This is a genomic window from Limosilactobacillus antri DSM 16041 (assembly GCF_000160835.1).
Taxonomy (GTDB): domain Bacteria; phylum Bacillota; class Bacilli; order Lactobacillales; family Lactobacillaceae; genus Limosilactobacillus; species Limosilactobacillus antri.
In genome coordinates this window covers 130,302-157,252 of sequence record NZ_GG700732.1, presented here as the reverse complement: position 1 = coordinate 157,252, position 26,951 = coordinate 130,302, and the positions used below count along the sequence as shown (strand labels likewise).

Annotated in this window: 23 protein-coding genes; 5 read left to right on the top strand and 18 right to left on the bottom strand. The window is 49.1% G+C overall.

What is annotated here, in order from left to right; all coding sequences use genetic code 11:
- Positions 1 to 155: 155 nt before the first annotated feature.
- The 4 genes from HMPREF0494_RS00805 to HMPREF0494_RS00790 all read right to left on the bottom strand — a co-directional run bounded on the left by HMPREF0494_RS00805 (position 156) and on the right by HMPREF0494_RS00790 (position 3,914).
- Positions 156 to 1,811 carry an FAD-dependent oxidoreductase gene (locus HMPREF0494_RS00805; RefSeq protein ID WP_007122995.1) on the bottom strand — a complete coding sequence of 552 codons (1,656 nt, stop codon included), beginning with the start codon at positions 1,809 to 1,811 and terminating at the stop codon, positions 156 to 158.
- A gap of 20 nt (positions 1,812 to 1,831) precedes the next feature.
- Positions 1,832 to 2,395 carry an alkyl hydroperoxide reductase subunit C gene (gene ahpC / locus HMPREF0494_RS00800; protein ID WP_007122994.1) on the bottom strand — a complete coding sequence of 188 codons (564 nt, stop codon included), beginning with the start codon at positions 2,393 to 2,395 and terminating at the stop codon, positions 1,832 to 1,834.
- Between the two features lie 245 nt (positions 2,396 to 2,640).
- The gene (rpsN, locus tag HMPREF0494_RS00795) at positions 2,641 to 2,910 is read right to left on the bottom strand and encodes a 30S ribosomal protein S14 (protein WP_007122993.1); all 270 of its coding nucleotides are present in this window, start codon (positions 2,908 to 2,910) and stop codon (positions 2,641 to 2,643) included.
- Between the two features lie 125 nt (positions 2,911 to 3,035).
- Complete coding sequence (locus HMPREF0494_RS00790) at positions 3,036 to 3,914, bottom strand: metallophosphoesterase family protein (RefSeq protein WP_007122992.1); 879 nt, start codon at positions 3,912 to 3,914, stop codon at positions 3,036 to 3,038.
- A gap of 119 nt (positions 3,915 to 4,033) precedes the next feature.
- Between HMPREF0494_RS00790 and HMPREF0494_RS00785 the strand changes: the two genes are divergently transcribed.
- Both HMPREF0494_RS00785 and HMPREF0494_RS00780 read left to right on the top strand, forming a co-directional pair.
- Positions 4,034 to 5,395, top strand: a complete 1,362-nt coding sequence (locus tag HMPREF0494_RS00785) for an MFS transporter (RefSeq protein WP_007122991.1) — start codon at positions 4,034 to 4,036, stop codon at positions 5,393 to 5,395.
- A gap of 48 nt (positions 5,396 to 5,443) precedes the next feature.
- Positions 5,444 to 6,667 (top strand): MFS transporter, encoded by a 1,224-nt coding sequence (locus HMPREF0494_RS00780; protein ID WP_040458618.1) that lies wholly within the window; start codon positions 5,444 to 5,446, stop codon positions 6,665 to 6,667.
- 150 nt (positions 6,668 to 6,817) lie between these two features.
- Here the strand turns inward: HMPREF0494_RS00780 and HMPREF0494_RS00775 are convergent, their stop codons facing one another.
- On the bottom strand, positions 6,818 to 7,522 hold the full coding sequence (locus HMPREF0494_RS00775) for an MIP/aquaporin family protein (RefSeq protein WP_007122989.1): 705 nt from the start codon (positions 7,520 to 7,522) through the stop codon (positions 6,818 to 6,820).
- A 112-nt stretch (positions 7,523 to 7,634) separates the two neighbouring features.
- Positions 7,635 to 8,288, bottom strand: coding sequence for a TMEM175 family protein (locus tag HMPREF0494_RS00770; protein ID WP_040458617.1), 654 nt, complete (start codon positions 8,286 to 8,288; stop codon positions 7,635 to 7,637).
- 122 nt (positions 8,289 to 8,410) lie between these two features.
- Here HMPREF0494_RS00770 and HMPREF0494_RS00765 point away from each other — a divergent pair, with 122 nt between their 5' ends.
- A complete protein-coding gene (locus tag HMPREF0494_RS00765) occupies positions 8,411 to 8,884 on the top strand; it encodes a hypothetical protein (protein WP_040458616.1) in 474 nt (157 codons plus the stop codon).
- A gap of 39 nt (positions 8,885 to 8,923) precedes the next feature.
- Here HMPREF0494_RS00765 and HMPREF0494_RS00760 read toward each other — a convergent pair whose 3' ends face one another.
- A complete protein-coding gene (locus HMPREF0494_RS00760) occupies positions 8,924 to 9,652 on the bottom strand; it encodes a 3'-5' exonuclease family protein (protein ID WP_007122986.1) in 729 nt (242 codons plus the stop codon).
- Between the two features lie 150 nt (positions 9,653 to 9,802).
- Here HMPREF0494_RS00760 and HMPREF0494_RS00755 point away from each other — a divergent pair, with 150 nt between their 5' ends.
- Positions 9,803 to 10,174, top strand: a complete 372-nt coding sequence (locus HMPREF0494_RS00755) for a hypothetical protein (RefSeq protein ID WP_007122985.1) — start codon at positions 9,803 to 9,805, stop codon at positions 10,172 to 10,174.
- 473 nt (positions 10,175 to 10,647) lie between these two features.
- Here HMPREF0494_RS00755 and HMPREF0494_RS00750 read toward each other — a convergent pair whose 3' ends face one another.
- The 7 genes from HMPREF0494_RS00750 to hrcA all read right to left on the bottom strand — a co-directional run bounded on the left by HMPREF0494_RS00750 (position 10,648) and on the right by hrcA (position 21,785).
- Positions 10,648 to 11,571, bottom strand: coding sequence for an AEC family transporter (locus tag HMPREF0494_RS00750; RefSeq protein ID WP_007122984.1), 924 nt, complete (start codon positions 11,569 to 11,571; stop codon positions 10,648 to 10,650).
- A gap of 17 nt (positions 11,572 to 11,588) precedes the next feature.
- Positions 11,589 to 14,267 (bottom strand): aconitate hydratase AcnA, encoded by a 2,679-nt coding sequence (acnA, locus tag HMPREF0494_RS00745; protein ID WP_007122983.1) that lies wholly within the window; start codon positions 14,265 to 14,267, stop codon positions 11,589 to 11,591.
- Positions 14,268 to 15,028: 761 nt separating this feature from the next.
- Complete coding sequence (lepA, locus tag HMPREF0494_RS00740) at positions 15,029 to 16,864, bottom strand: translation elongation factor 4 (protein WP_040458736.1); 1,836 nt, start codon at positions 16,862 to 16,864, stop codon at positions 15,029 to 15,031.
- Positions 16,865 to 16,978: 114 nt separating this feature from the next.
- The gene (gene dnaJ / locus HMPREF0494_RS00735; protein WP_007122980.1) at positions 16,979 to 18,136 is read right to left on the bottom strand and encodes a molecular chaperone DnaJ; all 1,158 of its coding nucleotides are present in this window, start codon (positions 18,134 to 18,136) and stop codon (positions 16,979 to 16,981) included.
- A gap of 109 nt (positions 18,137 to 18,245) precedes the next feature.
- Complete coding sequence (gene dnaK / locus HMPREF0494_RS00730; protein WP_007122979.1) at positions 18,246 to 20,123, bottom strand: molecular chaperone DnaK; 1,878 nt, start codon at positions 20,121 to 20,123, stop codon at positions 18,246 to 18,248.
- 24 nt (positions 20,124 to 20,147) lie between these two features.
- Positions 20,148 to 20,720 carry a nucleotide exchange factor GrpE gene (gene grpE / locus HMPREF0494_RS00725; protein WP_007122978.1) on the bottom strand — a complete coding sequence of 191 codons (573 nt, stop codon included), beginning with the start codon at positions 20,718 to 20,720 and terminating at the stop codon, positions 20,148 to 20,150.
- A 12-nt stretch (positions 20,721 to 20,732) separates the two neighbouring features.
- Positions 20,733 to 21,785: a heat-inducible transcriptional repressor HrcA gene (gene hrcA / locus HMPREF0494_RS00720; protein WP_040458615.1), complete on the bottom strand. Its 1,053-nt coding sequence runs from the start codon at positions 21,783 to 21,785 to the stop codon at positions 20,733 to 20,735.
- 116 nt (positions 21,786 to 21,901) lie between these two features.
- Between hrcA and HMPREF0494_RS00715 the strand changes: the two genes are divergently transcribed.
- Positions 21,902 to 22,270 carry a hypothetical protein gene (locus HMPREF0494_RS00715; protein WP_007122976.1) on the top strand — a complete coding sequence of 123 codons (369 nt, stop codon included), beginning with the start codon at positions 21,902 to 21,904 and terminating at the stop codon, positions 22,268 to 22,270.
- Positions 22,271 to 22,310: 40 nt separating this feature from the next.
- Here HMPREF0494_RS00715 and ribF read toward each other — a convergent pair whose 3' ends face one another.
- From ribF to infB, 4 genes are all read right to left on the bottom strand, one after another.
- Entirely contained in the window at positions 22,311 to 23,282 is a 972-nt protein-coding gene (ribF, locus tag HMPREF0494_RS00710; RefSeq protein ID WP_040458614.1) for a riboflavin biosynthesis protein RibF, read from the bottom strand.
- Positions 23,283 to 23,293: 11 nt separating this feature from the next.
- Positions 23,294 to 24,193, bottom strand: a complete 900-nt coding sequence (truB, locus tag HMPREF0494_RS00705) for a tRNA pseudouridine(55) synthase TruB (protein ID WP_040458613.1) — start codon at positions 24,191 to 24,193, stop codon at positions 23,294 to 23,296.
- Between the two features lie 80 nt (positions 24,194 to 24,273).
- Complete coding sequence (rbfA, locus tag HMPREF0494_RS00700; protein WP_007122973.1) at positions 24,274 to 24,633, bottom strand: 30S ribosome-binding factor RbfA; 360 nt, start codon at positions 24,631 to 24,633, stop codon at positions 24,274 to 24,276.
- Between the two features lie 13 nt (positions 24,634 to 24,646).
- Complete coding sequence (gene infB / locus HMPREF0494_RS00695) at positions 24,647 to 26,941, bottom strand: translation initiation factor IF-2 (protein WP_007122972.1); 2,295 nt, start codon at positions 26,939 to 26,941, stop codon at positions 24,647 to 24,649.
- Positions 26,942 to 26,951 lie beyond the last annotated feature (10 nt).

Here is a 26,951-nt window from a genome sequence, read left to right as displayed (position 1 = left end):
TTAGCTTAGATAAAATACGAACGGCGCAGTACGCAAATGGGTTCCAGTGCTCGGTAAAGCCGAACTCTGGAACCCTATTTGCGCTTGCGGAGGTGGGACTACGAACTAGGCAAGCTAGTTCTGTCCCACTCTCTCACTATTAATATAATCGCCGTTTAACTATTCTGCTCGACAGCAGTCACTAACTGTTCGAGTGACTGGCTCCCAAAAATCACGGGGGCATCGTTAATCATCGTGGCCGGAACACTCATAATCTTCTTGCTCTTCCGCAAGGCTGGGAAGTGCTGAAGGTCAATCATCGTGGCCGAAATAGCAGGATTCAGCGACGCCATGCGTTGGCAGGCTGCGACTACATCCGGACAGAAGTGACAGGTTAGGGAAACCCCGATCCGGATATTGGCCGCGGGCAGGTGCTTGATTCGCTCAGCCAGCGCTGGGTCAATCGTTTGCCCTGGTCCCGCCACGTTATAAACGCCAAGGACAAGGGAATTCAACTCGTGACCGGTCGGAATGCCGGCATAATGCAGACCAGTATCATGACCATCTGCGTCCAGAAGCTTTAGCAACGGGAGGAGGTCGCCCTGACCATCCTTAGTCGTTACCGTCAGCTTATCAGTCAAGTCCGCAAATTCAGTTGCGAAGCTGAGGAGCTGTTGACTAAGCGTGCTGCCATCAGTATTTACTTCTAACGTCACCGACTTAGTAAGCCGCGCAAAAATCGGCTGGAGCTGCTTGTCAATCTCAGGGGTCAGCCAGTTTCCCTGGTGGGGACTGACCTCCTCCTGCTGAGTTAAGTTGGAAGTCTGCCCGACCGGCTGGGCGGCGGTCTTTGTCGTTACTGCATGGATTGGAACTCCCTGCCGCTGCTTCTGTGCAGTCACGTACTGCTCAGCAGCGGTCGCAGCGATTGCACCGTCAGACGCAGCGGTAATGATCTGCCGGAGATCCTTAACAATCACATCTCCCGCAGCGTACACTCCCGCAAGATTCGTGGCCCCATCAGCAGCGGCCTTGATATAGCCCTGGTCGTTAAGGTCAAGTATTCCCCGCAGTTTCTCCGTGGCCGGCTTTGTTCCTACGTAGATAAAAATCCCAAAAGTGTTATCACCGTCATCAACGTGGTACACCGTTTCCTGGCCAGTCTTATTATTTACCAAGGTGGCAGTGGTTACATAATCGTCACCGGTAACCTGCTTGACTTCCGTGTTGTACTCTACCGACACCTTAGGATTATTCAGGGCCCGGGCTGCCATCAACGGTGGACAGCTGAAATGGTCGCCCCGCACCAGCACGGTTACATGCTTGCCAAAGCGGCTCAGGTAATCAGCTTCTTCCGCCGCTGCGTACCCACCGCCGACGACAAAAATCTGTAATCCAGAGAACAACTCACCGTCGCAAGTCGAACAGTAGGCTACTCCCCGGCCCCGAAATTCATCTTCGCCGGTAAAACCAACCTTGCGCGGCTGCGCACCCGTCGCCACAATTACGCTGCGCGCCCGGTACTCTTGACCGCTTTTGCCAACCAGGACCTTGACCTCATCAGTTAACTGGTACTCTTCAACCTGGTCATGCTTAATGGCAACGCCAAAGTCGGTTACCTGTTTTTGCATTTGGTTCATTAACTGAGTTCCGTCAACCTTTTCAACGGCCGGATAATTATAAACCACTGATGTCGTCGTGACCTGACCGCCAACGGTGTCGCCTTCCAGGATCAGGGTATCCAGGGTCGCTCGACCGGCATACAGTCCGGCAGATAAGCCTGCAGGCCCAGCACCAACAATAATCAGGTCGTATAAGTGTTCATCTGCCATTACGCCCACCAGCTTTCTCTTTATAACTTGCCGACAAGGTCTAAGCTTGGCTTAATCGAATCTTGACCTGGCTTCCAGTTTGCTGGGCAAACCCGGTCGCCATGTTCACGAACGAATTGGGCAGCCTGAAGGGTCCGCAGAATTTCCGCAGCGCTCCGGCCAATTCCCATATTGTTAATCGTGTAGGATTGGATCTTGCCATCTGGGTCAACGATAAAGACACCCCGGTAAGCTTGTCCGGCGTCTTCATCCAGGACGTCGAACATCCGGGCCAGTTTACCAGCAGGGTCGGCTAACATGTGGTACTTAATCTTACCAATCTTTTCTGAAGCTTCTGCCCATGCCTTGTGGACAAATTCGGTATCCTCTGATACGGAGTAGATTTCCGCGTCCGCCTGCTTAAAGTTCTCATACTCATCTTGTAGGGCTTCCAGCTCAGTTGGGCAGACAAATGAAAAGTCTGCTGGGTAAAAGAAGAAAATACTCCACTTGCCAAGTACGTCCGCCTTCGTTACTTCCTTAGTTTCACCATCTTGGTATGCGTTAACCTTGAAATCTTCAATCTCGTGACCAACAAAATTCATAGCTATCCTCTCCTTAATTAGAATTGTTCTTAACTACACTTATAAGTATAACCGCCTTTGCAAATTAATCAAGGCCTTTTTAGAATAATTCTAAAATTTTAAAAATCCCCAAATTAGCTGAAGAGCTGATTTGGGGATTTTATCTTTCGGCATACAGCTAGCACAAGGCTAACTAGGCAGCTGTTGCGTTGTCGCTATGAAGCAGTTACGAAGTTAGGCTAATTCCCAGCCTTCAGAGCGGAAGCTTACCAACTAGCTTTCCGCACCCCAGGAATCTGACCCTTATGTGCCAGGTTGCGGAATTTAATCCGTGACATCCCGAATTTACGCATATAGGCATGGGGGCGGCCATCGTACCGGTCCCGGTTGTGGAGACGAACGGCACTCGAGTTGCGCGGCAGCTTCGATAAGGCGATGTAATCGCCCTGCGCCTTTAACTCCTTGCGCTTAGCGGCATACTTCTTCACCAGTGCTTCCTGATGATGTAATTTAGCAATCTTAGATTTTTTTGCCATATAAGTTGTTATCTCCTTATTAATAGTGATTATAAACAGTAACGACCAACAGCTAAAATCAACATTTGCGAAAACTATTCTATTAAATTATCTGACATTGACTGACCATTTGCAAGCAATTTGCTTTACCGCAACTTGGTAGCCGCGAATTGCCGGTACTCATCCGCGTAATGGTAACGCTCATTAAACTGGCGAAGCAATTCATCATCATGGGTATAGGCTAGCCCCGTCTTCATCATCCGCTGGTAAAGTTCTGCGTAAGGAACAGCATCGCTTTGGGCCCGGGCACTTTCTGCCGCACGATCATAATTGACGTGCCGAAAGCTGGTTTCAGCCAGGCCCTGGTCATCCACTTCTAGGATCAGGTAGTGCGCCCGCAGGTCATGTTGGAGGGCTGACCAATGATTAAACGGCTCCCCCACCGCTCCCGGGTTCAAAATAACCCGCTCATCATTAGCATAGCGCAGCAGCTGGTGGTGGACATGGGCGTAAATGGCAACGTCAACCGCCTGGTCACTGGCGGCCGTAAAGAGCCGGTCAAAGTTGGCAGTCGGCTTCGTCGGAAAGAGGTCCTGCCCCATATTCAGCTCCGGCAGGTTATGAGAAATCCCGAAGTTTAACGGCCCCACCTGCTTCGTCACGTGGAGGGGCCAGCTGGCCAAATTATCAATTAAGTCTGCGGACCCGTGCCGGGCAACGTATTGGGCTAGCCGGGCAAAGTAAACGTGGGAGGGCTTATCAGTATCCATCAGTCCCCGGGCGCCCCGCACAACCAGGTCATCCCAATTACCGCGGACAACTACTTGCGGGGCCATCTTCTCAAATAGGTTCCAAACTTTCTGCACACTCGGGCCCGGCATCAGCAGGTCCCCGACAAACCAATACTGGTCAACGTTTTGCTTTTGACTATCTTGATACATCGCCGCAAAAGCGTTGAAGTTTCCGTGAACATCCGAAAAAACTGCAATTCGTGTTCTCAAGCCGCGATTCCTCCTTTTTCTCATCACTGAATATGATACCAGATAATCACGCCAACCGCCCATTATCTAATTTTAATTAGAAATGTCCAAATCACAGTGGTAAATTGGAATGGTAATTTAATTACAGAAAGGAATTCCTGAACGTGACCCAAGCAACTACCATTAGCCCGCAAACCCGCCGGCTCATTACCGCCATCCTCCTCCTGTCAGCCTTCGTCAGCCTAGCCAGTCAGACGATGATGGTCACCGCCCTACCGGTAATTGAGCACGAACTCCACGTGTCCCTAAACGCCGTCCAGTGGCTGACTACCGGTTACACCCTGATTATCGGGATCGTGACCCCGCTCTCGTCCAACCTCTACGATAAGTTTACCAACCGGCAGGTCTTCCTCTGGACAATTGGGGCCTTTATCATCGGCACTGTAATCGGCTGTTTAGCCACGAACTTCTATTCCCTCCTCAGCGCCCGGTTAATTCAAGCGGCCGCCAGCGGGATGCTTATGTCGTTTCAAATGACCACCATGATTTCCATCTACCCAATTGAAAAGCGTGGGGCAATTTTGGGCCTTTCCAGCCTGGTTATTTCTACGGCGCCCGCACTCGGCCCCACCCTCGCCGGGTTCATTCTCCAAGTACTCCCCTGGCGGTGGCTATTTATTATCGTTTTACCATTCATGGTCCTCGTCTTTATCATCGGCTACTTTAAGCTGCAAAACTTCTCTACCCCGCGCAAGATTAAGGTTGACTACCTGTCCGTCTTTATCTCACTGGTGGGTTCGGGACTGGCCCTGGGCAGCTTAACGGTCTTTGAAATCAGCCCCGTTGCCGGCTGGCTAATGCTCGGCAGCGGGTTGATTATCATTGCCCTCTTCGTTTGCCGGCAGCTCCATTTAGCTAACCCGATGCTAAAGGTCCAGATTTTTAAATATTCGTCCTTTCGCTTAATGACCCTGGTCGGTATTTTTGCCTTCATGATCCTCTTGGGAACCGAGCAGTTGATCCCCATCTTTACCGAGAACGTCCTAAAAATGGGCAGCTTTGCTTCCGGGCTGGTCCTTTTGCCGGGGGCAATTTGTAATGGCCTGGCCGCCTCCTACATCGGCCGGCTTTACGACCAGTACGGCCCCAAGTGGCTGATTATTACCGGCGGGCTCCTGATGATTGCGGCGTCCTATCCTCTGGTGACGATTTCAGCTCATTCTTCAATTATGGTCCTAACACTCGCCTACGCCGTACGGATGATCGGTAACGCCTTTGTTTTTAGTCCGGCCCTTTCCGAAGCGTTCTCCGCTCTTTCCCAGGCAGAAAACAGCCACGGGACGGCACTCAACAATACCCTGCGCCAGGTGGCGGGAGCCGTATCGGTCACCATGCTGGTGGTTATTTCCGGAATTCCCCAGCAGCTGGTCATGGGGATCCGCTTAGCAATGTGGATTACGGTCATCCTGATTTTCCTGATGCTCATCACCTTTGGCCACTACCTATCGATTAGTAAGCGGTCCTGATTTCTGTTACAATAAGCAGGATTACCTCTGGAGGAGATGGCGAATAAGATGGCAACAAGCGAACAGGAAGAACATTACCCAAGCGGCTGGCACCGCACCTTTTACACCATGTGGCTGGGTTCCTTTATTACGGGGGCCGGCTATTCGATGACCATGCCGTTTATTTCACTATTCATTAACGAATTGGGGAATTTTTCCCGCTTCCAGTTAAACATTTACTCGGGGCTGGCCTTTGCGGCAACCTTCATCAGTCAGGCAATCGTCTCCCCACTGTGGGGAAACCTGGCGGATCGCAAGGGCCGGAAGCTGATGTGTATGCGGGCAGCCGGCGTCATGGCCATCACCATTTTCTGTGTGGGCCTCGCACAAAACGTCTGGATGATTATCGGCCTCCGCTTTCTTCAGGGCGCCTTTTCGGGTTACATCAATAACGCCACGGCCCTGATGGCGGGTGAAACGCCTCGTTCCCACTCTGGCTGGGTAATGTCCGCCATGGCAACTGCTGGGGTGGCCGGCAACCTGGTTGGCCCGCTCCTCGGCGGGATCCTTTCGGGGGCCTTTGGCTACCGCATCCCGTTCTTCATCACCGGTGGTTTGATGTTCTTAAATTTCGTTGGTACTTCCTTCTTAGCCAAGGAACACTTTAAACCGATCAAAAAAGAAAAGATGAAGCCGCTGCGTCAAATCTTCCAAGAATTGGACAACCCGGGTGTGATTATCGCCATGTTCTTCACAACCATGGTGGTTATCTCTTCGTCAATGTCGATTACGCCGATCATCAGTCTCTACGTTAAGTCCCTGATGCATAACCAAGGTAACGTGGCGCTGGTTGCCGGAATTGTGGCCGCTACGCCGGGACTTGGAACCCTAATTGCCGCCTCGAAAGTCGGCCACACGATGGACCGAATCGGCCCCAAAGTCGTCCTGCGAACGGGCTTAATGGTGGCCTTTGTACTGTTCATCCCGATGACCTTTACCCACTCTGCCTGGTCACTAGCTTTTTGGCGCTTCCTGCTGGGCCTCGCCAACGCCGCCCTCAATCCGGCGATCCAGACTGTCCTCACCTTGGACGTTCCCGCGGAAGCGTTTGGCCGGATTTTCAGCGTTAACCAGTCTTTCCAAGCGGTCGGCGCGGTGATGGGGTCACTTATCGGTTCAGTGATTTCCGGCCTGTTCAGCTACCCGATGGTCTTTGCGGTTACTGGACTGACCCTGCTGATCAACATGGTGGTTATCCTGCTTGTCTTGCGGCCCCGCCGTCAACGCGGGTAGCCGAGGGTAAGAGCGCTAGCCTTCCTTCCCTAGCACAACAAAGTTTAAAAGCCGAAACGGCCGCCCGAGTTCGATTTACCGAACACCGGGCGGCCGCTTTGTGAATTGCGTAATTCGTTTTTGATCGTAATTTAGGCCCGCTTTAAAAAGTTAAGCAACCATGCTTTCTAACGCACAAGCTAGCAGACCGCCAGCCAGTGGGCCGCACATTGGGACCCAGGCGTAACTCCATTCGGCTGCGGCCTTATTAGGTACCGGCAAAATCGTATAGGCGAAGCGGGGACTCCAATCCCGGGCCGGGTTTAGGGCAAACCCGGTAGTTGAACCGAGCCCCGTTCCAATTACGGTGATGACCAGGCCGACGATGAAGGGCTTAATCCCCACGGTAAAGTTACCGAGATTCAGCAGGATAAAAATAAAGGCAAAGGTGGCAATCACTTCCGACAGGAAATTAAACAGCGGTGCCTTAATCGCGGGACGGGTTGCAAAAATTCCGACGCTATTGCCCGCGTCTGGCTTGGTCACCGCAAATTGGGGATGGTACTGGACTACTACCAATGCCGCCCCGACAAAGGCTCCGAGAAACTGCCCGGCCAAATATGGCAGGACCTGGTGCCAGGGGAAGAGGCCGAAGACCGCGAAGGGAATCGTCACGGCTGGATTCAGGTGCCCCTGGGAACCCAGAAATCCGGCAACGTAAACACCCATCGTCACGGCTAGTCCCCAGCTGGCACAAACAAACCACCAGCCGCTCCCCGTAGCATAATTCCGCTTTAGGTTAACACTGGCGGAGCAGCCGCAACCAATTAAGATCAAAATCATCGTTCCAAAGAACTCACCGCTAAAACCGTTCATTAATATCGCTCGCTTTCTCGTAATCGCTTTCACGAAATAACATTTTACACTTTCTCAAGAGCGACGGCAAGGTGGTGCCAAAAGACGCTCTGCCCAAAAAGTGGTCGCACGACTAAATAATCTTTTGATCGATGATTGCCTTTTCCGGGTAAAAGAAGTTATAGATTGTTAATAATAAGTAAGCCAGCAGCACCCACCGCGGCATTATATAGGCCAAAAAAATCAGCAGCAGGTTGATGACCAATACGATCACCAGTCGCCGGCCCCAACGCAAGGAGTACATCTTGGGGCTGCCATCAACCTCATTAAAGAATTCCTCCCAAGCGTTAGCCGAAATGATCATCTTCATCAGGTTGGCAATGAAGTAGGCAATCCCGTAATCAAACACCGCCAAGCTGCTCGGTCGCAGCATCATCCACTTGGTTAACATTGGGATCACCGACAACGCCGCTAAAAAGATAAAGTCATTAATAATCATCTTCTTTGTCACCCGGTTTAAGACCAGCAAGAGCCGGTTCAGATCATACCAGAAGTTGGCGACCACGAAGAAGCTTACCAGGAAGATAAAAATGGACCCCATAAAATTACGGTACGAAACCCCCGCCTGGCTCGGCAGGGGTACTTCCAGGACCATGACCGTTAAAATGATTGCAATTACCCCATCGTTCAGGTTATCCAGGTGCTCTTTAAATTCATTTGCTTCTTTTTCCTGCAGTTTTCGCAACCGCTGCCGCACTAATTTGCGCTTTTGTTCATTCTCTGTCACTTTTATCACCAGTGGCTATTTTAGCGAATTTAACCGGAAATAAAAAGCACTTTTGGCCGATTATCCTTGCCGCGCACGTTGAAAATCGTCATAATAGACTTGATTCGATTGGAGGTAAAAGAATGAAAAAACTTACTAAGACCTGTTTAAGCATCGTGGCGGGCCTCTCCATTGCCGGGGGCAGCACCGTCGCTATTAACTTTGTATCAACCACCCCGACCGTAACCGCGGCTAGCCGGGAGAAAATCGATATTGCTAACCGTGATATTGCGAGCTACCTCGCTAACTGCCAGCAATACGAATCCAATGACAAGCAGTTTCAGGGATTCACCAGCATTAAGGCGATTAGCTACCAAGGAAAGAACCGGGTCAAAATTACCGTCAATGATGATTTTTACAACCTATCCAAGCCCCGGCGCGACCTTCTGATTGACACCTTGCAAAACGGAATTCTCGGTACGCTGATGGATGACCAGCAGGAACAGCTAGCCGAAAGCGATATTCACAAGGGAATTTACACTAAGGTGTACCTCAATAGCCATCTAATCGGCCAGAGCAGCAAAAATAACAATCGCCAAATTAATTGGCAAAAGTAATCTCAAGCTCCTGAGCGTTGACAACGTCCAGGAGCTTGTTTATACCAGTAATTCCCGACTTAAATCGAGCGAATAAAATTTTAGAATTGCTTCAATAGCGCGGACATCATGCTGAGCCTGGTGAAACTTGAATGGTGGCAGGTTTAGGAGCTGACACATCTTTTTCAAGCCCAGCGCCTTTTGCCCATTCCAGACTTGCTGGGCCACCAGTTTTTCGAGGTCAATTGCCTGCACGGTGTTCCAAAAACGATTTTGTTTAGGAATTGCAAGCCGGTTAGCCGCCCGTTGCAAGGCCTTGAAATCCTGACTATTGTCCCAGCTGACGAGATAGTCGGGAGCCAAGCTGTCGACCAGCTTAATAATCCGCGGCAACTGGTGCTTAACGGTAAATTGCTGGGCTTGGGAAAAGGGAACATCGTAACGGCGCAGAAATTGCAGCTGACGGGTATCCGTCTGTTGGCTATTGAAGAAGTAGTAATTGAACTTTTCAGCCTGGTTATATACCCGCCCCGCTAACTGAAAAATGTGATTCTGGTTGCCAGCCTGAAAGAACTCTAAATCGAGGATTAGCAATTTGGCGGAACCGTTGAGCACCGCCCGCAGCTGATTAAGATTTTCTACTGGTGCCGCCTTTGCCTTGCCGACTGGAGCAACAGCGTGCTTGTTAAAGTTTGGACCGATCGTAATATACTGGGAAATTGGGAAAAGAGACGTAAAGTGAATCGGGGAATATCCCGCTTCTTGAAGTTGTTGTTGTTGTTCAGCCATCCGGTTCCTCCATCAAAAAAACATATGTTCGATTTGATTATACCTGAATTTATTCTTAGCCGCTAGCCTTATTTAAATATCGCCCAGGACTGTTCGTAATTGCGGCAAAATTAGCTATAATAGTCCTAAAAGTTAAAAGGAGCACGAAGGATGGATACTAAAGACTACTTATTTACCTACTTTGCATTCGTTGATAAGGCTGCTCACTCAATTCCAAACTATGATAAGGTGATTTTTAATGACATGAGCAAGAATAACCAAAAGTTCGCGGCAATTGTCAATAAGTACCAAGATACTGACTGGCGCAAAGTCACCGAGAAGATCTTTATGGAACTGCTTCATGAAGGCGTCTTCACGGGAACGGTCGATGACGATGGTGACATCATCATCAGCAACGTTACACCACTGACTTACGAGATTCTCGACCAGGCCAAGCAACCAGCCTTTTGGGACCGCCTCGCTGAGCTCGCCCCGCAGTGGCAGGACGGGTCTCTCACTAAAGTAGTGGTGGATTGCTTGTAAGCTGGGGAAATAAAAAGAGGCGGGATCATCTCTTTGCTGTTTTAAAGGTAAAAATCTAACAGCACAGTAGCTGGCTGGCAGTTCAAGCGCTGAAAAAACGCCCCCAAATCGGCTTACTGCGCGGCGTAGCCATCTTTTCTACAGGCTAGCTGCGCGGCGACGGAGGAGGGACAATGAACTAGACCAGCTAGTTCTGTCCCACTCTTTTTGGTTTAAATCTAAAATAGAACCTAGAAGCTAAGGCTATTTCTCGTAATTACTCTATCAAGGCTACGTTAGAAGCCCACAATTGCTACGTAGACTTTTCATTATCATTCATCTATTCTCATTAGTTACTTGCCACGTCACCTTCAACCATTTCAAGCTCAAATTAGCAAACAGCTCATACCAACTAAGTTTGAAGGTACGAGCTGCTTAACAAAATTTATTCTAATTTTTTATCAATATTTCTTGACAAAGAAACCAAATACTGATTAGGAAAGCAGTAGCATAAATGCACTTAAAGTTATGATCGCCAAAATGGTTGTGTAAAATTGGGTAGCAGCCATTTCAGATTCACCACTCTTATACCTAATAGCAAGACTAGTAGGCATAGTAGCAGTTGGGATAGCTAAAGTAACAACTGCAATTCTAATAACATTTGAAGGAACACCACATACCAGCATAATCCCCCAAATAATAGTAGGAACAGCGATGTTTTTTAAAACGGTGTTAAGAGCAATTTGCTTAGTAAGCTTTAGATCACGAGTGTAAAGAATAATACCAGTAGCAAACATAGCTAAACCACCAGAACTCTTACCTAAAGTAGTAAATGTATTGGCAAGTTGGACAGGCATTTTCAAACCACATAGAGCCAAAATAAAGGCAGTAAGTGCTGAGAAAACTAGTGGTTTCTTAAGCGTTTGTACAATACGTTGGCCAATTCCTATGTGCTCACCGCTAATAGAAGCCATCTGACCAAAAATAATTGGCAGTAAAATAACATTAATTAGCAAAGTAGAAATACCGATATCAATCGAAGCAATGGATTCTGCAAATAGCAATGGCAAAATTGCAGATCCAATAAATGGAACCGATGGGTCAGCAATTGATAAAGCACGTAAAGCAGAGATTCGACTATCCACATGACCAATCTTGCGAATGATGAACCAAGCAACAGCATAAGTACCGACCATACCAACTAAAATCCAACAGGCAAGTGGAATATCCGCGATAATAACTTTTCGTGGAGTTCCAAGAATTCCAGCAAAAATATTCATTGGTAACGCGTACTTCAGTACCAATTTAGTGAGCTTTTGACTATCTCTATCATCAAAATCTCCTATCTTGGCACCTAACATACCTAAACAAATTGTGACAACAATAGGTAATAGGGCAAAAAAAAGAGTAACTATCATTCTTACGGCCTCCTAAGTTATCCTTGCCGCACTTTTTTATCCAAAACCTTGTTCAAAATCCCACCAAAGCGGTAATCATCAATATCATCCTGTGAATCAAAACGAAGCTTAGTCATAAACTCCTTCTTACCGTTACTTTCATCAGTAGCAATTACCCTAATGTCTTGGCCTGGGACTAATTTATCAGGCCAATCAATATCATAGGTTTCTTTACCAGTTAAGCCCAAGGATTCAGCATCTTCCCCATCTTTGAACTCAAGAGGAATAACACCCATCATAACCAAGTTAGACCTATGAATACGTTCAAATGACTTTGCAATAACTGCCTTAATTCCAAGTAGTTTAGTACCCTTAGCAGCCCAGTCACGTGAAGAGCCCATACCATAATCTTTCCCAGCAATAACTAATAATTCTGTACCATCATTCTGATACTTCTGGCTAGCCTCAAAAATGGTGGTTAGCTTGTTATCAGGAAGAACCTTAGTAAATCCACCTTGTCTACCAGCAGCCAGTTGGTTATGAAGACTATAGTTTGCAAACGTGCCTCGAATCATTACATTATGGTTACCACGACGGCTCCCATAAGTGTTAAAGTCGACCGATTGAACGCCCGTACTCTCAAGAAACTGACCGGCTGGGGTACTAGAGAGAATCGCACCTGCTGGGGAAATATGGTCAGTGGTTACAGAGTCCCCGACCTTTACTAACACACGCATATTTTTTAATCTTGGCAAAGTATTGTCCCCTTTGATTTGATTATCAAAATAAGGAGGGTTAGCAATATAAGTAGAGTTATTGTTCCAGTTAAAAGTTTCAGATTCATTTACCTGGAGTTTATTCCAGGCTTCATTGCTGTTGAAGATATTGTTATAAGCTTTTTTATAAATGTCAGTTGAGACATACTTCTTTGTATACTTGTCTATTTCTTTAGTTGATGGCCAAATATCTTTAAGGTAAACATCATTGCCGTCCTTATCTTTTCCGATTGGATCAGTTTGCAAATTTGTGCGAATATTACCTGCCAATGTGTATGCAACCACAAGAATAGGTGAAGCTAGGTAGTTAGACTTAATATTAGGGTGTACCCTACTTTCAAAATTACGGTTACCACTTTCAACAGCTACACTCACTAGGTCTTTACGACGTTCTAAAAGATCTTCAAGAGCTGGATCTAACTTTCCAGAGTTACCGATACAAGTAGTGCAACCAAATGCAACAATATTAAATCCTAGGTCATCAAGATATTTCAACAAGCCAGCTGACTTAAGATAATCACGTACCGCTGGAGAACCGGGGGCAAATGAGTGTTTGATGCGAGGAGAAATCTTCATTCCCTTCTCAACTGCCTTCTTTGCTAACAAAGCTGCACCAATGAGAACAGTCGGATTAGATGTGTTAGTACAACTAGTAATTGCGGTCAGTAAAATATCTCCAGCCTTGATGTTTACTTTTTCGCCCGTACTCAACTTAACCTCTTCATGATTGTCAATTGCTTCCGCTGGTAGTCCAAAACCGTGGTTGCCATTGGGAGCAGTGATTGATTTTTTGAATTCTGCAGGAACACTATCAAGCTTAATAATATCTTGAGGACGTTTAGGGCCAGCAACACTAGTCGTAATCTTTGATAAATCAACGTTAATGACTGTTGAATAGTTCACTTTAGTCTGATTCTCTGGATCATAGTACATACCATTATTCTTCAAATAATTACTAATCAACTTAATTTGGCCTTCACTACGACCAGTTAAGCGTAGATACTCATCAGATTGCGCATCAAATGGGAAGAACCCACAAGTAGCTCCATATTCCGGTGACATATTAGCAATAGTTGCACGGTCAGCTACAGACAGATTTTGGTATCCATCGCCAAAATATTCAACGAACTTACCAACAACATTAGTTTCACGTAAAAGGTGAGTAATTGTTAATGCAAGGTCTGTAGCAACAACACCTGAAGGCAATTCACCAGTCAAATGAACACCAACAACTTGCGGAATTAAGAAGCTTGATGCAGTTCCTAACATAGCAGCTTCGGCTTCAATGCCACCAACACCCCAGCCTAATACTCCTAATCCATTAATCATGGTCGTATGTGAATCTGTCCCGAGTACGCTATCTGGATAAAGCATATTATCTTTTTGCTGTACTACTGGTGACAAGTATTCAAGGTTAACTTGATGGATAATACCTGTGTCTGGTGCAACCACTTTAAGATTATTGAACGATTTTTGTGCCCATTTGATCATCTCATAGCGCTCATGGTTACGTTCAAATTCCTTCTTTTGATTATATGCAAAGGCAGCTGCATTACCCGCATGATCAATCTGAACCGAATGATCAACAACCATATCAACAGGGATTTCTGGATTAATTTTCTCAGGATCTAACCCCATCTTCTTTGCTGCAGATCGTAATGACGCTAAATCTACAATAGCAGGTACCCCTGTTAAATCTTGTAAAATAATTCGTGAAGGATAAAAGTCAACTGTCTTATCTGAATTTTGATTCCAATTAAGAATATCTATAATGTTTTGATCCAAATCTTTTGGTTGGCTATTCCTAGCAACATTCTCGAGTAATACACGGATTGTATATGGTAATGTAGCTAAATCAACATCATATTTTGAAGCGATCTTTTTTAAATCGTAGAATTTATGCCCACTATTCAAGGTAGAAATATAAGGATTCTTAACCATTTTTTCTCCTCCTAACCAAAGGGACTAAACACCGAAATCAAATTTTCACTTCCTTGTTTTTAGTTTCACAAAAAATATATAACTTTATTTTAAAAATGTCAAATTTTTGCTATTTTTTTGTAATTTTTAAAGTAATTTTCAATATTACAAAATATTAACCGTTTACAGTTACTTGTTTTATGTCAAAAAGTAAAACATCATCAGCTTTAGCCTTGTGAATTTATTAATTTTAAAATCCATAAAAAACTTCCGCACTGACGATTTTTCAGCACAGAAGAGTTCTTCACGTTTACCTACTGTATTTTTCAATCCCAAAAGAACGCATATTTAATGAAAAGATGTGAGTAACATGGAATGTGGTGTAAAAATCGTGGTAAAAAGTTGTATTACACGCCTAAGGATGGGAGATAACGGCAAATTATACACTAGCAAAGAGACAAATTCCCTTAGAACTGCCCCGCCAGTTGGCGCACTGGTGCTGATTAGTCTCCATACTAAAAAAGTAGCATTTACCACAGCGAAGCGAAAATCAACTTTGCTATAATAAACACTACTCTAAATCTAATTTCGTATACACAAAAGAAAACGGGAAACTGCACAGCTTTTGGTCGCATTGCTAATTTCAGCATCCTGAGCCATCCCCAAAACACCTTTGACCCTTTCCCTGAATTTTTTTATTAAGGGAAAATTCAGGGAAGATCAATAACAAATTGGTCTACTTAGTGGTGATTGTCCATGCACAACCGTTGCTATATCAACCTTTACTTCCCCTCGACCTCTTCATCGGTCTTGAGAACAGCCATGAAGGCTTCTTGAGGGATATCAACCTTCCCCACTGCCTTCATCCGTTTCTTTCCCCGTTTCTGCTTCTCCAGCAGCTTTGCCCGCCGGTCAGGATCACCGGTGTGAATCCGGGCCGTAACGTCCTTCCGGTAGGCCTTGATGTTGGTCCGGGCGATAATCTTAGAACCAATTGCTGCTTGAATCGGGATTTCAAAGTTTTGCCGGGGAATAATCTTCTTCAGTTTAGAAGTAATCTCCCGACCCCGCTCTGCCGCAAAGTCCTTGTGGGCAATGAAGCTCAGCGCGTCGACCTTATCACCATTCAGCAAGATATCAATCTTCACCAAACTGCTTGGCCGGTAATCGTCAATCTCATAATCAAGCGAAGCGTACCCCCGCGTCGAACTCTTCAGCTTATCGAAGAAGTCAAAGATGATTTCGGATAATGGGATGTGATAGATCACGTTAACCCGGGTGTCACTCAGATACTCCATCGTTTCAAAGATTCCCCGTTTACGTTGGCACAACTCCATCACTGGCCCGACATAGTCATTCGGCACCATGATCGATGCCTTGACAAAGGGTTCCTTAATATCCTTGATTGACGACGCGTCCGGCATCTCGGCCGGGTTTTCGACCTCGACCGTTGACCCGTCCGCCAGGTCGACGTGGTAAGTTACCGATGGCGCCGTGGTAATCAGGTCCAGGTTAAACTCCCGTTCCAACCGTTCCTGGACCACGTCCATGTGGAGCAGGCCCAGGAAGCCACAGCGGAAGCCAAAACCGAGGGCCTGGGAGCTTTCCGGTTCAAAGGTCAGCGCCGCGTCATTCAATTGCAGCTTTTCAAGGGCCTCCCGGAGGTCGTTAAATTTGGCGTTATCGGTTGGGTACAGCCCAGCGTAGACCATCGGCGTCATCTGCCGGTAACCCTCCAGCGGTTTATCAGTCGGGTTATTAGCATCCGTGACAGTATCACCGACCCGGGTATCCTTGATGTCCTTGATGGCTGCGGTGATGTAGCCAACATCCCCTGCCATCAGGACGTCCCGGGCCAGGGGCTTCGGTGAGTTGATCCCGACCTCGGCAACCTCGTATTCGGTTCCGCTGTTCATCAGGCGAATCTTATCACCCTTCTTAACCGTTCCTTCAAAAACCCGCACGCTCAGTACGACCCCCCGGTAGTCATCGTACTTGGAGTCAAAAATCAGGGCCTTTAGCGGTGCCGTTAGATCACCAGTTGGTGCTGGAACATCCTGGACGATTTTTTCCAACACCTGGTCAACATTTAACCCGGTTTTTGCACTGACGTCAACCGCTTCATCGGTGTCGAGGCCGATTTCATCCTCAATCTGCTTCTTCGTTCCCGCAGCGTCCGCGGACGGCAGGTCAATCTTATTGATGACCGGCAGGATTTCCAAGTCGTTGTCAATTGCTAAGTACACATTTGCCAAGGTCTGGGCTTCGACCCCCTGGGTCGCGTCCACCACCAGTACAGCCCCCTCGCAGGCTGCCAGGGACCGGGAAACCTCGTAGGAGAAGTCGACGTGCCCGGGGGTGTCAATTAGGTGGAAGATGTAGTCTTGCCCATCCTTGGCATGGTAGGTCAAGGCAACCGCGTTCAGTTTAATGGTAATACCCCGCTCCCGTTCCAGCGGCATATCATCGAGGACCTGGTCCTTCATCTCCCGCTTGCTGATGGAATCAGTCATTTCCAGGATCCGATCCGCCAGTGTCGACTTCCCGTGGTCGATATGGGCAACAATTGAGAAGTTGCGGATGCGTTTTTGGCGCTCCTTCATCTCATCTAAGCTCATCGTCATGTTCACTCACTACTTTCTACGAAAATACTAAAACTAGTATAACAAAAACCGTTCACCGTTGGCAAAAAATGGGACAGCCACCATCAAGGTCGCTATCCCATTTTACGATTACCGGTCTTCAAAGGCATCCTTGAGCTTATCAAGGACGGATTTCTTGACGCCCTTAACGTCTTCACCACTAGCCGCCGCGAACGCCATCATTGCCTCCCGCTGCCGCTTGTTAAGGTTCTTCGGCGTCTTCACGTGAACCGTAACGTGTTCATCACCAGTTCCCTTGCCGTTCAGGAAGGGAACCCCCTTCCCGCGCAGGCGGAAATTGGTTTCCGACTGGGTCCCAGCTGGGACCTTAAGGCTGACGTCGCCATGAACGGTTTTGACCTGGACCTCATCACCAAGGGCCGCTTGGGCAAACGAAATGTCTTGGTCAACGTAAATATTCGTCCCGTCACGCCGGAATTCCCGACTCGGCGTTACCCGGAAGATGATGTACAGGTCCCCTGCAGGGCCGCCGTTTTCACCGGCATCGCCCTGGCCCTGCAGCCGCATCTGCTGACCATCATCCACACCGGCCGGAACCTTAACTTCCAGTTCGTGCTTTTCGTGAACGTGACCAGAGCCGTGGCAGGTCTCACAGCGGTCTTCCGGCTTGATTACCTTCCCCGTCCCATGACAGTCTGGACAAGCGGTCTGCGTCTGCATATTACCCAGTGGCGTCTGCCGCACGGTCACGACGACTCCGCTACCACCGCAACGCTGACAGGTGCTAGCCGACTTCCCCGGCTTGGCCCCAGTCCCGTGGCAGGTCTTGCATTGGGCATCGCGGTCGTACTTAATAGTTGTGGTCTTGCCGAAAATTGCGTCCATGAACTTTAGGGTCATTGCATACTGCAAATCCCGACCCGGCCGCGGCGCCGTCGGGTCTTGCCGGGCCCGGCCGCCACCACCAAAGAATTGGCTAAAGATATCCTCAAAGCCGCCGGCACCACCAAAGCCTTGACCGCCAAAACCACCGGCACCATTAAAGCCGCCAAAGCCTTGGCCCGCCTGCTGGCCGGTTGTCCCAAATTGGTCATACTGGGCCCGCTTTTGGGAGTCGCTCAACACTTCATAGGCCTCGTTAATGTCTTTAAACTTCTCTTCTGCGCCCGGTTCATGGTTAACGTCCGGGTGATACTTAGCAGCCAAGCGCCGGTAAGCATGTTTGATATCTGCTTCAGAAGCGTCCTTCGACACCCCTAAAACATCATAATAATTCTTTTCTGCCATTGATTATCCCTCATCACTTAATTGCTTGTTTAGTTATACCACAAGTATGAACAGAAAGTAAAAGCCAAAGTCCTGTCTGATTGGCCTTTGGCTTTTACATAGCAATTAATTACTTCTTGTCATCCGGGGTAACATCCTTGAAGTCACCATCAACGGTGTTGTCATCGCCCTTGTTACCACCATCATTATTGTTGCCAGCGTTGCCGCCATTTGGCTGTGGGCCGCCCTGAGCATTGCCCTGTGCTCCTTGAGCCTGTTGGTACAGCTTAACACTCAGGTCTTGGATGACCTTGTTCAAAGCATCCTTCTTGGCCTTCATCTCGTCCAGGTTGCCGCTCTCCTTAGCCTTCTTCAGGTCGTCACGGGCACTTTCAGCCTTCTTGATGTCGTCCTCTGGAACCTTGCCCTTGACTTCCTTCAAGGTCTTGTCGACTTGGAAGAGTTCTTGGTCGACTTCGTTCTTCAGGTCAACCTCTTCCTTCTTCTTCTTGTCGGCCTCGGCGTGTTCCTCAGCGTCCTTCTTCATCCGCTCGATTTCTTCATCGCTCAGACCAGAGTTGGACTTAATCGTGATGTTTTGCTTCTTGTGAGTACCCTGATCTTCGGCAGAAACGTTGACGATCCCGTTCTTGTCAATATCAAAGGTAACCTTGATTTGCGGAACACCACGAGGAGCAGCCGGAATGTCTGTCAGCTGGAAGTTCCCTAAGGTCTTGTTGTCGGCAGCCATTGGCCGTTCACCCTGAAGAACGTGAATGTCAACGGCAGATTGGTTATCAGCGGCCGTCGAGAAGATCTGACTCTTAGAAGTTGGGATAGTCGTGTTGCGGTCAATCAGCTTGGTGAAGACCCCACCCATGGTTTCAATCCCAAGGGACAGTGGCGTAACATCCAGCAGCACAACGTCCTTCACGTCACCGGTCAGCACCCCACCCTGGATAGCGGCACCAAGGGCAACGGCTTCATCAGGGTTGATGGAGTGGTTCGGTTCCTTTCCAGTCAATTCCTTAACCATTTCTTGAACGGCCGGGATCCGGGTCGAACCACCGTTAAGGATAACTTCGTCGATATCATCAAATGACAGGTCCGCATCCTTCAAAGCGTTCAGAACTGGTTGCTTCGTCCGTTCAACCAGATCATTAGTCAGTTGGTTGAACTGTGCCCGGGTCAAGCTCTTTTCCAGGTGCAGCGGGCCATTTTCACCAGAGGAGATGAATGGCAGGCTGATTTGGGCTTCTTGAACACCGGACAAGTCCTTCTTGGCCTTTTCAGCAGCGTCCTTCAACCGTTGCAGGGCCATCTTGTCTTGGGACAGGTCGACACCGTGTTCCTGCTTGAAGCCATCAATTAACCAATCCATGATCTTTTGGTCAAAGTCATCCCCACCGAGGTGCGTATCACCATTGGTTGAGAGCACTTGGAAGACCCCGTCCCCTAATTCCAGGATGGAAACATCGAAAGTCCCACCACCAAGGTCATAAACCAGGATCTTTTCGTCCTTATCCTTCTTGTCCAGGCCGTAAGCCAAAGAAGAGGCAGTTGGTTCGTTGATAATCCGCTTAACGTCCAAGCCAGCAATCTTACCAGCGTCCTTCGTTGCCTGCCGCTGGGCATCGTTGAAGTAGGCTGGCACGGTAATCACGGCCTTGTCAACCGTGTCGCCAATGTAGTCTTCAGCGTACTTCTTGAGGTATTGCAAAATCATTGCGGAAATTTCTTGCGGCGTGTACTTCTTACCGTCAATTTCAACCGTGTAGCCGGCTTCCCCCATGTGACTCTTAATGGAAGAAATCGTGTTCGGGTTCGTAATCGCTTGCCGCTTGGCAACTTCACCAACCTGCGTTTCGCCATTCTTGAACGAAACAACGGATGGCGTTGTCCGGCTTCCTTCCGGGTTAGTAATAATCTTCGGTTCGTTACCTTCCATAACGGCAACGGCGGAGTTAGTAGTACCTAAATCAATACCAATAATCTTGTTACTTGCCATTGTTTATTCCCTCTCTTAATTAGTTTATTGTGCAACAACAACCATTGCTGGGCGTAAGACCCGATCCTTGAGCTGGTAGCCAGCCTGGAGAACCTTAACCACCGTCTCTGGCTTTTGATCATCTTCAACCGGGACGGTTTGCACTGCCTGGTGCAGAGTCGGATCAAAGGGCTGCCCTGCCGCCGTAATCTCGGTAATCCCGTGGTCGGTCAGCGCCTTAATCAGGTGGTCATGAACCATCTGAATCCCCTTCTTGAGCTGCTGGCCATTTTCGTCATTAACTTCAATGTCCAAGGCCCGTTTCAGGTTATCTAAGACCGGCAGCACACTCTTGGCGAGGTCTTGACCATCGTACTTTAACATCTGCGCGCGTTCCTTCTTAAAGCGGTTGGTCATGTTTTGAATTTCCGCTTCCGCCCGCAGGTACTTATCATCTTTATCTGCTAACTGGGCTTTTAAGTCATCAATTTCTTTTTGCAGCTTTTCACAACGGTGCTGGCACTGCTCATGGTGTTTCGCCTGGTCAGACTTAGAATCTTTTTCCGGCTTCGGCTGAGCATCTGCCGCCTGCTGGTCCTTCTTTTTTTCTTCTGCCAAATGACTCGCCTCCTATGAATCGTAATAATGGCGGTAAAAGTCAAGCAACCGCTTTGCTAGTTCCTGCCGAAAGGCATTCACAATCCCAATTGTCCGTGAGTACGGCATTCGGGTCGGACCTAGTACGGCAATGATTCCCTTGCCATACTGGTCGACATTGTACTTGGCCGTGATCAGGCTGTAATCATTCAGCACCTGATCCTTGGAAATCTCTGAGCCGATCTTGACGTTAATATCCTTATTATCCGTCGAATCAGCCTCAAGGAGCTGGGATAGTTCATCATTGTGATCTAGCAAACCGTACAGTGCCTGAAGTGCTTGCGGATCTTGGTTGTTGGAAAAGCCTAAAATGTTTAAGCGGCCGCCCACAAAGAACCGCTCACGGGCCGCTTGTGAAACGACGTTATCAAACAAGTCTAAGAATCCGTTAGTGCTGTGCATATAGTGCATCACCCGCACTGGGATGTCGTCACTCAGCCGCTTAACCACCTCGGCTAGCGGTAAGCCGACCAGTTGATCATTGATCATCCGGACAACCGCCTGCAAAGCCTCCGTATCAAAGTCATGGGGCAAGGTAAAGGACTGACTCTCAACTTCACCGCTGTCGGTCACCAGGATGGCAATCACCTTGCGATTTCCTAGGGGAACCACCCGGAACCCGCTCAGCCGGACATCCGCCTGTTCCGGTTTAAGGGTAAAGGCGGTGTACGAGGTTAAGTCGGATAAAATATCAGCTGAGTGCGAAACAATCTCATCAATCTTTTGAAAACTGGTCCCCAATGAATTTTGGATTACGACTAAATCGTTATCCGTAACTGCTCCCGGATCCAACAGATGGTCAACGTAATAACGGTAACCCGTTTTTGATGGAACACGGCCAGAAGACGAGTGCTCCTTGGCAATTAAGCCTTGGTCCTCTAGAACGGCCATTTCATTGCGGATTGTCGCCGAGCTGACCTTAAACGGTAACTGTTCAGCCAGGTGTTTCGAACCAACCGGTTGACCCGTCGAGGTGTATTGACGTACAATCGCTTGCAGGACCTTTTTCTGTCGTTGTGTTAGCATTTTAATCACATCCCCTTTTAGCACTCGTTAGGGCTAAGTGCTAAACACAGTTTATAATATACCAACCCCAGGGCTAAAAGTCAAGGAATGTCAAACTATAATAAGGAAGTTTTATCGTGAAACAGGAAGAACGCTACATTCAACCGCAAAGTACCCAGGAGGCGCTGCTTCTTATCCAGAAGCTCTTTAATAGCTACCGCAACGCCCCGCTTACGCAGGAACTGCTCGATTACCACAACAACCTCATCTTTCGCCTCGGCAGCGACATTCACGAGGCAGCGGTTAAAGAAGGCCAGCAGGGCCAGTTAGATGACCTTGCCAACCTAAGTGCAGCCATGCGGCGGTGGACCGCGATTCGTTTATCTGGCCGACCATTCCCCTTCAAACTCCGCCATTTCAAACTGGTCAGCGAACAGACCCCTAAGTTCAAACGGCGGGTGCATAAAATCCACCAAAACGGCGGCCATCGCGCCAGCCGCCATTAAAAATTCCCGTGGTTCTCCAAGAAGAACTCACGGGAATTTTTTACTGTAAAGGCCAGTTCGTCTGCTGAGCACGGGCCAAGATTTGGCGGGCGTTCGCCTCGTCATGCTTCATCTGGGCAACGAGCTCATCGGCCCCGGCAAATTTCTCTTCGCCGCGGAGGTACTGATACCACCGGACCTTGACTTCTTCGCCATAAATCATTTGCTGAAAGTCAAAGAGGTAAATTTCCACAGTCAGCTTGGCCGCCTTCCCAAAGGTGATGTTATGACCGACACTTGCCATTCCGCCGTACCAGTGACCACCGACTTGGACCGTGACCGCATAAACACCAATTCCGGGTAGCAGTTCGTTTTCTGGCGCTTCAATATTCGCGGTGGGAAAGCCGAGGGTTCGACCCCGGGCCAGGCCATGAACAACGAGCCCGCTGGTCTGGTAGCGGTAACCCAGAGCGTCATTTGCGGCACCCACTTGCCCCGTCGCAATTAGCTGACGAATTTGACGCGAACCGACTTTAACGTCTGGTTGGTCAGCCAACGTAAATTTCGGGACCGTGACCACTTCAAACTGCCCGCCAGCATACTTTGGCAGCCGTTCCATTGTCGCAACATCTCTCGTGCCATAAGTATGGTCAAAGCCAGCCACTACCACCTGGCTATGGAAGGCCCGCAAATAATCCGCAACAAAGTCAGCAGGCGCCAGGCTGGCATAGGCCGAGGTGAAACTAACCAGGTATACCAGGTCAACCCCCAGTTCTTCCAGTAATTCTAACTTCCGTTTAGTAGTTGACAGGTAGTCAAAGCCGTCCGGATATTGATGGTAAACAATTCCGGGAGCATGGTCGTAGGTGAGGACCGCCAGGGGCAGACCCCGTTGCTTAGCAATTCGCTTTGCGGTGCCAATGACCGCTTGATGGCCCCGATGAACCCCATCAAAGAAACCCATCGCAAGGACGACCGGGCCGGCAGGAACCAGTTTTTTATCTAAGGGGTGGTGAATTTTAATTACTCGCAAACTGCTCCCTCCTAGTTCACAGAAAACATCTTGGTTGGCTGATAGTGATTATCGGCCTGGTGGTAAAGGGCCTTAACCTGCCCATCGTACTTCAAAACCACTTCCGCAGCCGCCGGCGAAAGTTCAGCAGCCGTTAGCCAGCCGCCATTTTGGACCGCCCGCCACTGCTGATCCGTCAGTTCAACGGCCGGGTAGTCCTTCAAAGCATAGTCCAGCGGGTACAGGTAGCGTTTAATCGTTTGGTTAGCTACTGCCGTTTGAATATCCGCCAGGCTCAAAGTCTGGTCAAGCGTAAAGCCGCCGCTCGCTAACCGCGTCAGCCATTTCATGGCCCCGGGATAGCCAAGCTGCCGCGCCAGGTCCACAACCAGTGTCCGGATATAGGTCCCCTTCGAGCAGGCAACTTTGAAGAAGACGTGCTGCTCCTGATGTTCCTGGTCGTAGTGGCTCCGCACCAGCGTAAACTCGGTAATTGTGACTTGCCGGGCCGGACGTTCCACCGTTTCCCCCGCGCGGGCATACTCGTAGAGCCGCTTGCCATTAACTTTAACCGCGGAGTACATGGGGGGAACCTGAGTGATCTTACCGGTGAGCTTTGCCATCGCGGCCCGGACCTGTTCATCGCTAAGCGGGGCCGGTACCGGTGTCTGCGCTACTACCCGGCCATCAAAATCTTCCGTTTCCGTGGCCCGGCCGATGACCAATTCACCCTGGTAGATCTTGCCGCTTTGCATCAGGTATTCCACCGCCTTGGTAGCATTGCCCACACAAATGGGCAAAACCCCATCAACCGCTGGATCGAGGGTTCCCGAATGACCAATTTTGCGGGTTTTAAGAATCCGCCGTAAGCGGCTGACACAGTCAAAGCTGGTCATCCCTCGCTCTTTGTATAAAGGAATAATTCCGTCCATTTTCTGCGTTCCTCCGTATGTATTAAACAAGGGAGCGGGGCTGAACTCGTTCATCCCGCTCCCTCGTTGTTGCTCTCGGGTTACTTATCCTGCTTGTGAAGCTGGTTAATCAACTGATCAATCCGGCTGCCATAAGCAACTGACTTATCCCGTTCAAACTTAATTTCTGGTGTCTTGAAGATGTTCAACCGGGCCCCGAGCTCGCTCCGAATCAAGCCGGTCGCCTTATCTAATCCGGCCTGGACCTTTTCCAGGTCTGACGCCTTATCAGACAGGATACTGTAATAAATGGTTGCCTGCTGGAGGTCACCAGTAACGTCAACTCCGGTAATCGTAACTCCCTGCACCCGCGGGTCCCGGACCCGCTTTAAAAGGATATCGTCGACTTCTCGCTGAATCTGCTGGGCCAGCCGATCAACCCGGTATTGTTTGTTAGGCATTTTTCCATCCTCCTTACTTAACCGGAACTTCCTTCATTTGGTAAGCTTCGATCACGTCATTTTCTTTAATGTCGTTGTAGTTTTCAATCGTCAAACCACATTCAAAGCCAGACTTGACCTCTTTGACGTCATCTTTGAACCGCTTCAAGCTGCCCAGTTCACCTTCGTAAACGACCACGCCGTCACGGACCAGCCGCACTTTGGCGTCCCGGGTAATCTTACCAGAGGTCACCATCCCCCCGGCAATTGTCCCGACCTTGGAGGCCTTGTAGATCTGCCGCACTTCAACTTCACCAATCGTTTCTTCCTCGTAGACTGGTTCCAGCATCCCCTTCATGGCGTCTTCAACTTCTTCAATTGCATTGTAGATCACCCGGTGGAGACGAATATCGATGTTGCTGGAATCCGCTAGGGACTTGGCAACTGGTGTTGGCCGGACGTTGAAACCGATGATGACCGCGTTTGAGGCTTCCGCCAAGGTAACGTCACTCTGGCTAATCGCCCCGACGGCCTGGTGGATAATGTCAACCCGGACCCCGTCAACCTTAATCTTCTGCAGACTTTGGCTCAGCGCTTCAACCGATCCCTGAACATCAGCCTTGATGATAATCGGCAGGGTCTTCATTTCACCCTTCTTCATCGTAGCAAAGAGGTTGTCCAGCGTCACGTGCGACGTCCGTTGCCGTTCCTTATCCTGGGCCCGCTTAGCACGTTCTTCCCCAGCGACCCGGGCCGTCTTTTCATCGTCAAAGACCACAAACCGGTCCCCGGCCTCTGGAACTTCGTTCAGCCCGGTTATTTCAACTGGAGTTGCTGGGGTGGCTGCCTTAATCCGACGACCATTTTCGTTAGTCATCGTCCGCACCCGGCCAAAGGTGTTGCCGACCACGATCGGGTCCCCGACGTGGAGCGTCCCCTGTTGAACCAGCACGGTCGCCACGGAACCGCGACCCTGATCCAGCCGCGCTTCTACAACAGAACCCGCCGCATTTTGGTCCGGGTTGGCGGTCAGTTCCATCATTTCAGACTGGAGTAAAATCATGTCCAGCAGTTCGTGCAGGTTCTTGCCAAACTTAGCAGAAATCTTGACAAAGATGGTGTCGCCACCCCAGTCTTCCGGAATCAGGTTGTACTTGGCCAGTTCTTCCGTTACCCGGTCCGGGTTGGCCCCCGGCTTGTCGATCTTGTTAACCGCAACAATGATTGGCGTCTTGGCAGCCTGGGCGTGGTGGATAGCTTCGACCGTCTGCGGCATTACCCCATCATCGGCAGCCACCACCAGAACGGTAATGTCGGTGATGTTGGCACCTCGGGCCCGCATTTCCGTAAAGGCGGCGTGGCCTGGGGTATCCAGGAAGGTAATCAGGTTGTCGTTATAGTGCACTTGGTAGGCACCAATTTCCTGGGTAATCCCCCCTGCTTCATGTTCCGTAACGTGGGAGTGACGCAGCTTATCCAGCAGGGTGGTCTTCCCGTGGTCTACGTGACCCATAACAGTGACTACTGGGGGCCGCTTAACCAGGTGGGCGGTGTTGTGCTGTTCTTCCTCAAACATCTTGTCGATATCTGAAACGTCCACTTCGACCTTCTCCTTGGCCTCAATCCCGTAATCAGTTGCCAGCAGCTCGATCGTGTCCTTATCCAGCGACTGGTTCTGGTTGATCATGACCCCAAGCATGAAGAGCTTCTTGATGATTTCTGCGGATGGCCGGTGAAGCAGTTTAGCCAGGTCTTGGGCATTCATTCCTTCGGTATATTCCAGTACGTCCGGCAACGGCTTGTCCTTGCGCTGGGTCGGCTGCTTATGTGCAACCTCCCGCAAGCGGCTATTCTTGTTATGCTTGTTGCGCTTCTTATTTTTCTTATTAAACCGTTTGACCCGGCGGTCATTATTATTCAGGCTGCCGCCAAACCGGCCGCCATTATTTTGACTGCGGTGGTTTTCACCATGCTTCTTTTCATTGCGGCGGTTTTGGTGCTCCTCCCGTGGTCGTTCCTCTTCCTGCCGGTGCTTGGGCTGCGACTGCTGGTTGCCCTTCGCCCCCTGGCGGGAATTATCATGTTCCCGCTTCTTATGGCTCTCCTTTTTTGCGATTGCCTGCTTGGCTGGCCGTTGCTTAGGGGTTGCTTTTGCAGCTGGCTTCTGACCACCATTTTTTACTACCTCACGCAGCTTTTGGGCCTGAGCCGGCGTTACAGATGACATGTGGCTTTTAATGTTCATCCCCTGCTGGTTTGCTACCTTGACGAGACCCTTACTTGGCATTTTGAGCTCTTTAGCTAGTTCATAAATCCGTTCCTTGGCCATACGCTCACTC

Coding starts and splice junctions, on each gene's coding strand:
- HMPREF0494_RS00790 (WP_007122992.1), bottom strand. CDS start 3,914: ATGAGAAAAAGGAGGAATCGCGGCTTGAGAACACGAATTGCAGTTTTT.
- HMPREF0494_RS00780 (WP_040458618.1), top strand. CDS start 5,444: ATGGCAACAAGCGAACAGGAAGAACATTACCCAAGCGGCTGGCACCGC.
- truB (WP_040458613.1), bottom strand. CDS start 24,193: ATGGACGGAATTATTCCTTTATACAAAGAGCGAGGGATGACCAGCTTT.
- HMPREF0494_RS00805 (WP_007122995.1), bottom strand. CDS start 1,811: ATGGCAGATGAACACTTATACGACCTGATTATTGTTGGTGCTGGGCCT.
- HMPREF0494_RS00775 (WP_007122989.1), bottom strand. CDS start 7,522: ATGAACGGTTTTAGCGGTGAGTTCTTTGGAACGATGATTTTGATCTTA.
- ahpC (WP_007122994.1), bottom strand. CDS start 2,395: ATGAATTTTGTTGGTCACGAGATTGAAGATTTCAAGGTTAACGCATAC.
- HMPREF0494_RS00765 (WP_040458616.1), top strand. CDS start 8,411: ATGAAAAAACTTACTAAGACCTGTTTAAGCATCGTGGCGGGCCTCTCC.
- hrcA (WP_040458615.1), bottom strand. CDS start 21,785: ATGCTAACACAACGACAGAAAAAGGTCCTGCAAGCGATTGTACGTCAA.
- dnaK (WP_007122979.1), bottom strand. CDS start 20,123: ATGGCAAGTAACAAGATTATTGGTATTGATTTAGGTACTACTAACTCC.
- HMPREF0494_RS00760 (WP_007122986.1), bottom strand. CDS start 9,652: ATGGCTGAACAACAACAACAACTTCAAGAAGCGGGATATTCCCCGATT.
- HMPREF0494_RS00755 (WP_007122985.1), top strand. CDS start 9,803: ATGGATACTAAAGACTACTTATTTACCTACTTTGCATTCGTTGATAAG.
- HMPREF0494_RS00750 (WP_007122984.1), bottom strand. CDS start 11,571: ATGATAGTTACTCTTTTTTTTGCCCTATTACCTATTGTTGTCACAATT.
- infB (WP_007122972.1), bottom strand. CDS start 26,941: ATGGCCAAGGAACGGATTTATGAACTAGCTAAAGAGCTCAAAATGCCA.
- dnaJ (WP_007122980.1), bottom strand. CDS start 18,136: ATGGCAGAAAAGAATTATTATGATGTTTTAGGGGTGTCGAAGGACGCT.
- lepA (WP_040458736.1), bottom strand. CDS start 16,864: ATGAGCTTAGATGAGATGAAGGAGCGCCAAAAACGCATCCGCAACTTC.
- acnA (WP_007122983.1), bottom strand. CDS start 14,267: ATGGTTAAGAATCCTTATATTTCTACCTTGAATAGTGGGCATAAATTC.
- rpsN (WP_007122993.1), bottom strand. CDS start 2,910: ATGGCAAAAAAATCTAAGATTGCTAAATTACATCATCAGGAAGCACTG.
- rbfA (WP_007122973.1), bottom strand. CDS start 24,633: ATGCCTAACAAACAATACCGGGTTGATCGGCTGGCCCAGCAGATTCAG.